We start from the raw sequence: 12,696 nt of genomic DNA, 5'->3' as shown, positions 1-12,696 counted from the left end.
TAATTTTGGTAGCTTCATTTGATTACCGATAATCGCAATATTGTTATTCGTATTCTTCGTAGTATAACTTTGAACTGGATTCTTTTTACTTTTAAAGCGAGGATAGTTATTTTGCTTTTGAAAGAAACGTTTAAAAGCGTCTAGTAAATTTTCATAAGAGGCTTGTAATGCCACACTATCTACGTTGCGTAGCCATGCCGTATCATCTTGTTTTTTCAGCTTTGTGAGCATTTTAGACATAATGGAACGATTCAACCCTTTTCCTTCTTCTTCATAAGAAGTATTCCAACGTTCAAGGAAATAGTTGTACACAAAACGGCAATGACCATGTGTTTGATGAATTAATGCTTGTTGGTCTTTATTTGGGTAGATACGGAATTTATAGGCTTTATGTGGCATGACAGACACCTCCTTTTTTCGAATAGTATAACGGGAACGGATGTTCTTTTCAACAAATTCGTACTAGCAGAATAATTGGGTTCGCATTCATCCCCTCCCTCCTCACTACGTTCCTTGAGGGAGGGGTATTCTGCGAAGAAATGATAAAATGCCGCGAGCTCCTTTATTTTTAAACTGTTATTATTAAGATTGTTATTAGTAAACCTGTTACTTATAGCGGCTACGTCCTGTTCCGCTACATATTGTTTGGTTACGCCCTGTTGCCCTACCGTTTCGTGTGGCAACGAATCGTTACCATAACAAATCGACTGCGTCAGCACATAAACATTATTGGAAAAACCATTCGCCGCACGCTGCCTTTTTATCTCCATATAGCCACGCTCCACCAGCATTTTTCGATGCATCAAAAACCGCTTCTTTGAAATATTCAGCTCATGACAAATCAGCTCCACACTAGGATAGGCCTCAAACTGATTGCCTGCAAACGCCGCCAAATACGCATAAATCGCCTTCGCCTCAATAGATAAACTTTCATCACGCATCACCAGTTTTGGAATGATGCCATAGCCCTCTGCAAGAATTGACTTCATATTGGATGCTCCTTTTGTTTGTGTAAATTTGTATAGATACAAAATGACTCCCCTGAAAACCACACTTAATTTGCTTATATTGCAAATATAATTCATTTTAATATAAAAAGTCAATAAAATTGCATTTTTAGCAAATATAAATTGCAGATAATGCAAAAATGTTAAACTAAAGCTACTAAGTAAAGGGGGATCGTGATGGACTTATCAATTTTAGGTGAGCGTTTAAAAGAATTACGTGACGATTACCATTACAAACAGAAAAAAGTAAGTGATGATTTAGGCATTACAATTTATCAATTGTCTCGCTATGAAAATGGCCTAAGTAATCCAACACCTGACCTCTTAAATGCTTTTGCAGACTATTATGATGCCTCAGTCGATTATTTATTAGGCCGTATTCATGTCAAAAAAATCACATCTGATACATATGTTCACCTAACACCCACACAAAAAAGCATCTTAGATTTCTTTGAAAACAGCCCCTCTCTTTCATTTGATGAAGCAGAAGCGGAAACCTTACAAGAGGCATTAGAGGACTTAGAGAATTATTATGAGTTTTTGAAATTTAAGGCACAAAAAAAGACCTAGTGATTCTCATCACTAGGTTTTTTTGATTAAACTTTAGTATGTATATGCTAGCCTAATCTTTTAGCCATTTTAATGGATGGTGCATTGAGTACATCACATTTCCATTCATAGCGGCAGTAACAGAGCTCATCAAATACATAGCTTGCTAATAACTGATGCGCTTCTGTAGAAATGGTCGTTCTTTTTAAAGCATCTGAGAAATTGACATTACCTACTTCTATGACACCATTTTCATATGCTTGGTATAGCGCTGAAATATGAACTTCCTTTAAAATTGTCACAATCGTATACTGAACCTCATAATGCATATCCCCAGGAAATACGCTCGCTTTCTACCCTTCAACGGCTGTTTCTATATGGCGGAATGAAGAGCCATTGCGCCATATTGCTGTACAAGAATTCATAAAAATGCTTGTTTCCGCATAATATACACGCATTTTTTTACTATGTATAGAATTTACCAATTTTATCCTTTAATATAAAAATATGATTAATAGTAAATTATTGGGTGGTTGTGGACATTGGAGAAACGGAAATTTGGTGTGCTTGGTTTAATCATTGTTGTCATCATTAGTGTGGCGTTTTACTTTACGAATAATGACAAAGCCTCGCTCGCATCAAAGGATGTATTTATTGATAAGCTTCAAAAGGATTTAATAAACAATAGTAAGGCGGTTGGCTATTACTCAACGACGATTGATGCACCGACTAGAAATAGCTTAGCCTTATTTATTTCGAATGATAATAAGGTACAGGCAGACGGGCTCGATTCAACTACATATAACGATGATCAGAAGACATTATTAGTCGAAGATAAAAATTCATTGAAATTTATTACAACACAGACATTTAAACAAAATAAACATACTGACGGCAAATGACACTGTCTTTCCTTATGATTTAGAAATTATCGATTAACAACGCAGCGCCTACTGAGAAATAAGTAGGCGTTTTTTCATAACCCGTCAGCCATTGCACTTTCCAAAATTCCCCTTTATCATAACTATATATTAACTAATTGAGGTGACAGGAAGATGCCAGTATACAATAAATTAATTCGAGACCGTATTTTAGAAATTATCGCAGCAGATGGGCTTGCGTATAATTCACGCGTGCTACAGCCTAAGGAGCATTTGACAGAAATCAAAAACAAGCTCTATGAAGAGGTCAAAGAATTTGATGAGACGACTACAAAAAAAGAAGCCATTGAAGAAATGGCTGACGTGCTAGAGCTACTACATGCTGCACTTAAAGTTTATGATACGAACTTTGATGAGCTAGAAGCTGTGCGCGTGAAGAAAAAGCAAAAACGCGGTGGCTTTGATGAAGGCTTATATTTGATTGATGTCGAGGATAAGTAGATGAGGTTAATTACAACGAATTTAGTGAATGAGTTAAAGGAATTAAATGAAGAGGCTGAGCATATTTGCTGGATTACTGCATTTGCGATGAAGTCTGGTGTAAAGCTGATGTTAAAGTCGCTTCAAGAGGCACATGAGCGCGGTGCTACTATTCAGCTACTTGCAGGTGATTATTTATCGATTACACAGCCTGATGCACTGGAGATGCTCTATACAGCCCTACCAAATGCAGAAATCCGCCTATATCAGGCACATGGACAGTCCTTTCATCCAAAAGCTTACTTATACCGCGATTCTCATGCGCAGCATGTCATTGTAGGCTCTTCTAATTTATCAAAATCTGCTATGACAACCGGTGTAGAGTGGAGCTTACATACAGTGGATGATTTAACTTATGAGCAGGCTACGGAGGAATTTGCAAAGGTGTTTTATGCAGAAAATACCGTACCGGTTAATGCCTTTACGATTGCGCGCTACCGCGAAATCTATGAGGCAGCGAATAAGCAAATGCCGATTTCACAGCAATGGGAGGAAGCCGAAGCGGAAAGCCTGATGTATGGAACTGCCTCAGATACTTCAGATGTCGTCATTGATCCCGCTTCCGTACCACTTGTTTTAGAGCCTCGACCCGCACAAAAAATGGCACTCGACGCCCTACAGGATACATTGGACCAGGGCTATGATAAGGCAATGGCTGTGCTTGCGACAGGTCTTGGAAAAACTTATTTAGCTGCCTTTTTCGCCCGAAATTTCAAGCGCGTTCTTTTCGTTGCCCATCGTGATGAAATTTTAGAACAGGCGAAGAAAGCGTTTAGTCATGTACATATGGACCGCACAAGCGGCTATTATAATGGTGTTGAAAAGGTACTGGATAAGGAGATGATCTTTGCGTCGATCTACACAATTTCACAGCCACATCATTTGGAGAAATTTGCACCAGATGCTTTTGATTTTATCATCATTGACGAATTCCACCATGCAGCCGCACCTACTTATCACCGCCTAATTGAGTATTTTAATCCGAAGTTTCTATTAGGCATTACCGCAACACCTGACCGTTTGGATAATAAGGATGTTTATACAATTTGTGATGGGAATGTTGCCGTTGTAATTCACTTTATTGAGGCAATTGCCCATCAATGGCTAAGCCCCTTCCACTACTATGGTGTGAAGGATGAAATTGACTACTCGCAAATCCGCTGGGTAGGCACACATTATGATGAAAATGAGCTTGTAGACAAGCAACTACAGCAATCCGTTCTTGAGCATGTATTTAGTAAATGGATCGAGCTGAAGCAAACGCGCACAATTGGCTTCTGCTCCTCTGTGAAGCAGGCTAATTATATGGCTGATTATTTCCGTCAGCAAGGTGTTCGTGCGCTTTCACTAACTGGTCAAAATTCGCGCGATGAGTGCAGACAAGCACGTACGGAGCTAGACCTCGGCACAGTCGATATTATTTTCACCGTCGATTTATTTAATGAAGGCGTCGATATTCCAAAGGTCGATACCCTACTCTTTATTCGTCCAACAGAATCTGTAGCGATTTTTACACAGCAGGTAGGACGCGGCCTTCGCCTATCAGATGGCAAGGAAAAATGCGTCATCATCGACTTTATTGGGAATTATCGCAATGCGGACCGCAAGCTAAAAATGCTGAACCCATCTATGCCCGAAAAGGCGAAATTCCAGCAAATCCAGACCATTCCAGAAACAGATATTGTACTAAATCTGGATCTAGAGGTAATTGACTTACTACAGGAAATCATCCGTAAAAATCAAACCTATAAGCAAAAAATCCTTGCTGTTTTTGAGGATGTCAAAATGGAACTCGGACGCCGCCCAACCTATTTAGAGCTTTACCTGCAAAGCGGCTATGAGGATTTGAATGTAGCGAAGGAATTTAAAACATACATCCAGCTGCTACAGAATGCCGGTGAGCTAAATGCAGAAGAAACCGCTGCCTTTGAACATGCGAAGGATTTACTTATTGAAATTGAAAAAACAGCCATGACAAAAAGCTATAAAATGGTACTTCTTCATGTCATGCTACAGCGCGGTGCAAGCGATTGGTACAAGCCAATTACCGCTCCGGACACAGCACCCGAATTTGCATCCTATCTGGAACAGCCAACTAAATACGCTATCGATAAAATCGACCTAAAACCACAAAAAGTCGAAAGCCTCTTACAACGTATGCCCATGACAAAATGGGCATCCAGCAGTAAAGGCCTCGCAGACTTCGATGGCACTACATTTAAATTTAATGTAGCCATTGACCCTGCATATGAGGAAATCATTTATGGTTGGGTGAAGGAAATCTGTGAATTCCGATTGAGCCGATATTTTTCAAGAAAGGCTGAGAAGTTGGGGTAATTTAATCAAATACTTTGGAGGTAACCTATGAATCTCAAAGATTATAAAAGAGAGCTAAACTTAATAGCAAAACAAAACATGACAGAATATGATTTGTATTCTCTTGTTATGGCTTTATTGAGAGAAGGAGAGAACATTAAAGCACTTTCCCTAAGAGATGTGAGTAGAAGAATTAAAAGTGCTCGAGGCCAAGTGTTTTACGGGTTATCTTCAATTCCCGATTTAGTCATTTTAGATGAAAATTTTGATAACGAGCATAATGCAAATAAGAATATTGATAATATAAATCAAATTTATGGATGTATTGAAGTGAAAGCACTAAATAAGCCTTTACCTACAATTCATACAATCAACGAAAAATTACAAAGTTCATTGTCTCCAGAAGAAGGACAGCTTTTAGGTACTATCCTTTGGTATAGGAAAGTCATTTATACAAATGGTCTTGATTGGATTTATTACGAATGCGAATATTCGGATGATTACTGGAAAGAAATTAAAAAAAATGTAGAAAGACGAATTGCGGGCAAAGCAAATATTCATTGGTACAAGGAAATAGATTTAACCAAAGTATCGATTAAAAGTAATTCGCTAATGAATGGTACTAATCGTTCAGTTAAACAACTAACAATAGATGATATTAATGAAATCAATTGGCAAGAATTTCGAGAAAATTTACATCAAATAAACTGGAAATAAAAAACATATAAAATAACCCGTCCTCGATAAATTATCGAAGACGGGTTATTATTTTTTGAGATTAATGCAACAAAATAATTATAAGCTAATCTTTTATTCCATCGCCGGCACTTTCACAAGTTTCGTCGCCTGAGGTGCGAGTTCATCTTGCTCCATGAATTGCCCTTGAACAATGCATTCGCCTTTTTTCAGCATACGGAGTGGGTCTGTATTTTTCTTCATGTCCAGTTTATCCGCAACGAGTTTTAGCTCGCTTTCTGACGGCTTGAAGAAGATAGAGGTTGCGGCGTTTTCGAGTACCACAAGCTCTTCTTTTTGGAAGTTACTAAAGGTTTGTGTCGCAAACCATACGGACATGCCGAATTTGCGGCCTTCGCGTAAGATTTTGTCAGATGGCGAGCCTGCCTTGAAGTTTAGGTTTTGGGCTTCATCTAAAATAATGGGTAATGGGCGTGCTGCCGTATTAGATTGTGCAAAATACCATAAATCCCAAAGGATAAATTCCGTCATAACCTTCTTAATTGTATCTTGTTCAAAGCCCTCGAATTGAATGACAGAGATTTGTCCCGCTTCGTTAAAGTAATCATTCCATGTGAACGCTTCCTTATAGCTAAACGGATCAATGTCTACAAACAGCGCTAATTTATTCGCAATTGTATCTGCCACAGAATTTGTAATATCCTCAGACTCTGCAAGGATTTCCATCATTAATGGTAGGGTTGCTTTATCCCCATACATTTCAATACATTTTTTCGCTACACGATAGAGCGCATTTGATTGCTGTGGTCCAAATTGATAAACATTCGTAAATACTTCTTGTAAACGTGACGCTGTTTCTGTGATTGGTTCTTTCCCTACCTGTCCAGAAACCACTTTTTCGCGGCGAATAAATGGATTAATCGGGAAGCCGTCAAAATACACAACACGCTCATTAAATTTGTCGCCCACTTTATCTAAGAATGCTTCATCTAGTTGCGTACGTGTATAACTGCTTGAGTAGTCAATAATTAATGCCGGCTGGTCCTGGTTAGCTAGCTGACGTAAAACAGATTGAATAAAGTATGTTTTCCCCTGACCTGAACGACCACCAATAACGAGGTGACGGTTTGCTAGCTTGCGGCTACCAAATTCCCAATAAATTTTTTGTCCTTCTTCTGTAATACCTAATAATGGACGGCTTTCTCCTACTTGCTCATTCGCTACAGATGGCTGAGGCATTTCATGAAGCTCCTCTACAAGCTCTTGAACGGGAGATTCTGCCACTACAGCTACTTCTGGTCGTTCTTCAATAGGTTCTGGCACCTTATCTTCAACAACTGTAGGTAGCTCTTCAACAGGCTCTACTACTGCTTTCTCCTGTAGAGGTTCCTCTGCGACTTCAAGCTCCTCTGTTTCTGAAATAAATTCATCGATTTCCACAACTTCTAATTCTTTTTGATGAGTTTCTTCTACTTCTTCAACACGTGTAAAGTCCTCTGCGCGTAGCTGTTCAATTGTGACACCGAGTGATTTATACGCTTTTTTCTCTGGAATACCGTAGACCATAACACCACTTTGACGCTCTGTTGTTTCTTCTACTAAGTCCTTTTTAAATGACATGACTGCTCCTTCACCAAGCTCAGCACGTAAATCATCACTTAAAATAAATTCATCATTCAAAAGTTGCTCTTTCAAACGCTCTGACAGTTCATAGTTCTTCTCTGGCCAAATATCATTTAGCACCATTTTATGTGCATTTGTAATATACATACGCATAAAGAAGTTACGCAGGAATTTGGCATCGAATGAATCATTATTTAAGTATTCATTTAAGCGAACATTTAATTCCTTCACTTGAGAAATCCCTTTATCAATAACACCGCTCGTATTTTGACCGATTTTTACCTCTACTGGCAGTAAATAAACTTTTGGTGCCGTAGCGGTTTCCTCTACACCAATTAATAGTAAATCATCGCTACAATTCCCTTTACGACCAATCGTTTTACCAGAGAATAGGCCATCTGCTTTTTTCAGGCCGACATTTCCAGTTACACGAACGATTTCCTCCATTGAAATAGGTACCCAGCGCACATTTGGCTGTTCAAAACGGAGTAAGACATGCTTAATAGCCGCCACAATACTCATTTTTTCACGTTGATCATGACCACGATTTTGCACAGCGCGTAGTAGCCATTCTCCATTAAATGTATTAAAGGCCTGGATAATAGTCGCCATCATATGTGGCTGTACCTTCACACCATGCGTAGCTAAAAATTCTTCAATTACACGGAAATATTGTGGTGATTTATCCGTCACTGTAATGGCATCATAGTGATTACTTGATGATAGCTGGTCTGAATAATGGACAATCACTAGATTAGATGATGATTTCTCAAAGTACGCTAAATCTACAGAAGGGTCAATGAATGTCAGCCATGTACAGCTTGAATAAAGCTCACTTAGACGTTCCTCATCATCTGTTGTAATGTGTAGTGAAATTGCATTGTCCTTATTGTATGGGTCATTCCCTGAGTTTGTTCGGTTCGCACTTAGCTCATTAATGTTTTTCGCAAATTCTAATAGCTGTGTACGGTGATAATCCGCTTCGCCAAGTCCAAATCCTAAACGATAGCCGCCATTATCTGTCTGATGAGAAGATGATGACACATACAGCCCACCTAAGCTTGTCGAGTTTGGCGCATCTGTCACAATTTGCTTCGCAATGCTTTCATTGCTATTCATTTTATAGAAATTAATATGGCTATACGTAATTTTTTCGTTCATTGAACGTTTTGAGAAGCGCAGACGTTTTTGAATTTCAATTAATGTATCAAAGTCATCTAGTTGCTTCGTATTTAAGTCAACACCAAAGATTTCTTTTACCTGCTTTGGTAATTCCAATGAGTTAAATAATTCAAAGCTACTAATACGGTCCAAATCATCTGTATAGTAATTGATGTCTACTGTAAGTAATTTTGTGAATGAGCCTTTACGCTGAATATCTGCTTTAAACCAACGTAAAATCCCCTTCAATACTTCTGCATCATTTTTGATGTTAATTACATTCATAATCAAAGTAGGCTGTGGACTAATCGCAAATAGATAATCATAGTAATTCACGAACTGTGACATTTTTTCATTAATTACTTTTGCAAGGAAGTTATTCGTTTCACCAATCGATACCTGCTCCTGCGGACGATACTCATGCCATTCTACTATAGAGTCATTGGAGTCTGGCTTATAGATTTCATTATTTTGATTTACTAAATACGGAATGATATAAGCTGGATTTAATTGTTTTAAAATATTGCTATCAACTTCCTCTGCATGCATTTCATTTGATAAGGCAAGCTGATAAGCGACATTTAATGGTGAAAATGGCGTCATATATAAAGAGAAATCTTTTTCCAAAGTTCCTAAATACAATAGTTCGCGCTGCTCCGCCGTCATGAGTGCATTATTTGGAATATCCTCAATTTCTTGATTAAAGGCTTGAATATAATTTTTCGCTGCTATACGAATTTCCTCTGAATAATAAATTAAAGATGGAATTGATTTTGTTGCTGCCAAAGCATCTAAAAAGGCCGTATATGCTGCATTCATTCGCTCTGAAAGCACAAGCTCTTTTGCTTCTAGCTGACCATTTCGAACAACTGCTGCACGTAATGACTGCTCTAGCCAGCTTGCTTCCCAGCGGAAAAATGTACGCTGACGTTCAAGCGTTGTGTAGGGATGCTGATTAAGCATGATTTTCGCACCATCTTCTGCATAGCTAAGTGTTTGTTCATGCTTCATTTTATATTCCCAAATCTTCATATCTGTCAGTGGCGTTGCACGTAAAATATCATCATCAATTTGAATAGCTAGCTCATAGCCCTTACGTTTTACGATAAATTCAAATTCACGTGTTTCCTCATCTAATAATGCTGGTACAAATGTTAGCTTGTATCCTGGTGCATCCGCTTCAAGCACTTCATTCAATTCTTTAATCTCATGCTCTACCTCACCATCGCCAAGTACAAGTGTGCTTTCATCATTTAATTTGATGATAAAGTCTCCCTTAGCATTTAGCTTATAAGCCGTTTCAAGAGAAGCATAGAAATCTTTTTCGTCACGAATAACTAAAATTTTGAAGGTAAAGTTACTTGATGACATATTTTCATGGCGATATGAGAACGACATAAATGGTGTTTTAGCGTTGTTGAGTGATAGCGTAGCAATCAATGATTTCCCGCTTTTTAGCACTTGTTTTTTATGCTTCCCATTCACATTTTCTTGTGTAACGTTTGTTGAGAAAGGTAGCTTAATTGTCATTTCGGCTGCTTCTTCAAGCATTGGCTGGAATATAACAAAATCATAGCCGCGTTTTCCCTGTTTCGCACTCCAAAATGATTTAATTTTAGATTTACCTGATGCTGTTCGAAGCTCAATTTGCATTTTTTCTTCTTCAAAGGTAATTACTTTTTTCTTCGCAACTTTTTCCTTTTGCTCAAGCACCTGCGCAAAATCAATTTCCTTTTCATCTTTATAAATGTCTTTTCCAAAGTCATCATATTCTTCAACAAAGCGTTCTTCCGCATTTCCCAAGTCACGAATTCGTGTATGTTCCTCAAAAGTTTCAGCATTATCATCTAAGCGATTTTTCAATGCCTTCTGTGCTTTTTTATATTTATCTGAGCCCTCTACTTCTAAATTAACCGCTTCAATAAATAATCCCAGCTCTTTATCAGGATAATAGCCTAGTGTTTTTAGCGATTCATAATTCATTTCCTCGCTGTAAACCCAGCTTAATACATCTTCAAAGTCTAAAAACGAAGCGTTTTCTACATTACGAAGTTCTTCACGTCCAGACAGATAGTGTTTTAAGACCGCCTTATTTTCAGCTGGAATTGTACTTTCCTCTACAAGCTTTTGAATATTACCAACGATTTGAGAGGCATTTAATGGTAGACCTTCCGCTGTTAAATTACGGCTACCACCACGAATAGAATCGAGCATTTTATCAGAAATCATAATGATAGACGTATTTTTCCAAATACCCTTTTGCTCACTCATTTCATTTCGTAAGTTTACGATGAAATCTAGATGCGTGTTATTTAACGTTGTCGCAAATACATATTTATAATCGCCAAAGCGAAGTGCTACGGTTTCGTAGGATTCCTCGCCCTCTGCTTCATATAAAAATGCCTCTGCCGCATCTAGCTCCTGTACGGCTTCCATAATGTATTCAACATATTGTTCACTTGGCAAAGATAAATAATAACGATTAACCTCGCCAATCGCTGCTTCCTCTTTAAAAAACGTTGCCAATTGATTTGAAATAATATTATAAAATTGCTTTAACATATTGCGCATCCCCACTGTCACTTTTTTTATCTAAGTAGTTTAATTGATCTAATAAATGGACTACCTCTTCCTTGGTCTGGTCATCTAAAAATACACCACGTTTTTCAAGCTCTGCCCATAAATAATTCAATTCTAATCGGCTATTTTTAGGCCCTACACAAACTGCAATCATCGTTAATAACTGCTTTGGACTAACTGCTAGTAATGAGCCTAGTGAGCCACCGTTTTTACGGTAGAAGCGGCGTAGAAACATATCAAAAGCCTTTGTATAACGTGAATATACCTCATCCTTTACTTGCAAGCGAACAAGCTCAACTAAGTCACGAAAAGCTTCTTCTAATGTTTGATGCTTATATGGAATTGGTGTGACATCATCAATTCGTACCGCCATTACTTCCTCAATCCATTGGTAAATAGACTGTACAAATTGTTGTTCAGCCTCAGGTCCTTGCTCCTTGAAAAATGTCGCATAATCATGATAAAACCAGTTTCCATTGTCTGCGAATGTATTGGCACCCAAAATATTTAGCACATGCTCATGGGCATAAAAATAACGAAACTCTTCTTTTAAAAGCTTGTAGCCATAACGATAGCCATCACGCCATTTTTGTGTGCTTTCTGTATTTAAAAACAGTACGACCGGGAATGGCTTTTCTGCATTAAATTTCGTATAACGGTTCGTTTGCACAATCATTTGTGTCAGTGCAAAGTAGCAATACTGTACAAAGAATTCTTCTAAATTTGTAATTAAGAAAGTTGGATTCGTCGCCAGCACGCGTAAATCCTCTACAAATTGCTTCTGCATAAACGGAAATAGCTGCTTATACTGCGCAGGCTCATCAAAATTCGCTTGTTCAACCATTGTTAGATTCATAATTGTGCTTAATAAATCCTGACTCTCAACTGCCGAAAAGATTTCTTGAATTTCTTCGATATTTTGACGAATGAACAAATCATAAAAGAAGTGGAAATACATCAATTCCCCTTTTGCTTCTTTACTTGTTTCTGTAAATGGAATGTATTTTAGCTGTTCAAACTTATAGACATTGCCATTTTCAATTTCTTTCATTTCATTTTTTAAATAATTCGCAAATGCTGCTTTTGAAGGCTCTTGATCAAACTTACCATTTTCAATAATTTCCTCTACAGCCTGGTCATTACGCTCGTAATACTTACTTTCATTCCCAATGACACGTAGCACAGCCGCCATTACTGGTGAAAAGCCCGCTTCAAAATTGGCACGCTCTGGGTTACGTGTTGGGAATGGTGTAACATATGTGTTTTTTCGACGATTTAGTGAGTAGCCTGTCTCACCAATCACTTTTTTTATGGCATCAAAATTCAATTCAAATGTATTCATC

At 38.0% G+C, this 12,696-nt stretch carries 10 protein-coding genes; 5 read left to right on the top strand and 5 right to left on the bottom strand.

Annotated elements, in window-relative coordinates; genetic code table 11:
- Positions 1–399: helix-turn-helix domain-containing protein (locus tag QI30_RS04775; RefSeq protein ID WP_148113850.1), on the bottom strand; the 399-nt coding region annotated here is incomplete at its 3' end.
- Complete coding sequence (locus QI30_RS04770; protein WP_158620970.1) at positions 342–989, bottom strand: helix-turn-helix domain-containing protein; 648 nt, start codon at positions 987–989, stop codon at positions 342–344. The genes QI30_RS04775 and QI30_RS04770, both read right to left, overlap by 58 nt.
- A 195-nt stretch (positions 990–1,184) precedes the next feature.
- Here QI30_RS04770 and QI30_RS04765 point away from each other — a divergent pair, with 195 nt between their 5' ends.
- The gene (locus QI30_RS04765) at positions 1,185–1,577 is read left to right on the top strand and encodes a helix-turn-helix domain-containing protein (protein ID WP_126989806.1); all 393 of its coding nucleotides are present in this window, start codon (positions 1,185–1,187) and stop codon (positions 1,575–1,577) included.
- A 47-nt stretch (positions 1,578–1,624) separates the two neighbouring features.
- Here QI30_RS04765 and QI30_RS04760 read toward each other — a convergent pair whose 3' ends face one another.
- Positions 1,625–1,885 carry a GNAT family N-acetyltransferase gene (locus QI30_RS04760; RefSeq protein ID WP_199754638.1) on the bottom strand — a complete coding sequence of 87 codons (261 nt, stop codon included), beginning with the start codon at positions 1,883–1,885 and terminating at the stop codon, positions 1,625–1,627.
- Positions 1,886–2,098: 213 nt separating this feature from the next.
- Here QI30_RS04760 and QI30_RS04755 point away from each other — a divergent pair, with 213 nt between their 5' ends.
- From QI30_RS04755 to QI30_RS04740, 4 genes are all read left to right on the top strand, one after another.
- Positions 2,099–2,458, top strand: coding sequence for a hypothetical protein (locus QI30_RS04755; RefSeq protein ID WP_126989805.1), 360 nt, complete (start codon positions 2,099–2,101; stop codon positions 2,456–2,458).
- A gap of 153 nt (positions 2,459–2,611) precedes the next feature.
- On the top strand, positions 2,612–2,938 hold the full coding sequence (locus tag QI30_RS04750; RefSeq protein WP_126989804.1) for a nucleoside triphosphate pyrophosphohydrolase: 327 nt from the start codon (positions 2,612–2,614) through the stop codon (positions 2,936–2,938).
- The gene (locus tag QI30_RS04745) at positions 2,939–5,314 is read left to right on the top strand and encodes a DEAD/DEAH box helicase family protein (RefSeq protein ID WP_126989803.1); all 2,376 of its coding nucleotides are present in this window, start codon (positions 2,939–2,941) and stop codon (positions 5,312–5,314) included.
- A 27-nt stretch (positions 5,315–5,341) separates the two neighbouring features.
- Positions 5,342–6,010, top strand: coding sequence for a hypothetical protein (locus tag QI30_RS04740; RefSeq protein WP_126989802.1), 669 nt, complete (start codon positions 5,342–5,344; stop codon positions 6,008–6,010).
- A 93-nt stretch (positions 6,011–6,103) separates the two neighbouring features.
- Here QI30_RS04740 and dptH read toward each other — a convergent pair whose 3' ends face one another.
- On the bottom strand, positions 6,104–11,335 hold the full coding sequence (gene dptH, locus QI30_RS04735; RefSeq protein WP_126989801.1) for a DNA phosphorothioation-dependent restriction protein DptH: 5,232 nt from the start codon (positions 11,333–11,335) through the stop codon (positions 6,104–6,106).
- On the bottom strand, positions 11,316–12,695 hold the full coding sequence (gene dptG / locus QI30_RS04730; protein ID WP_126989800.1) for a DNA phosphorothioation-dependent restriction protein DptG: 1,380 nt from the start codon (positions 12,693–12,695) through the stop codon (positions 11,316–11,318). The genes dptH and dptG overlap by 20 nt, the downstream gene beginning before the upstream one ends.
- Position 12,696: the final 1 nt, after the last annotated feature.

This window comes from Candidatus Kurthia intestinigallinarum (genome assembly GCF_003991225.1).
In the GTDB taxonomy this organism is placed as follows: domain Bacteria; phylum Bacillota; class Bacilli; order Bacillales_A; family Planococcaceae; genus Kurthia; species Kurthia populi.
Note: the sequence above shows the minus strand (reverse complement) of the source record. Positions and strands in the feature narration are given on the sequence as shown.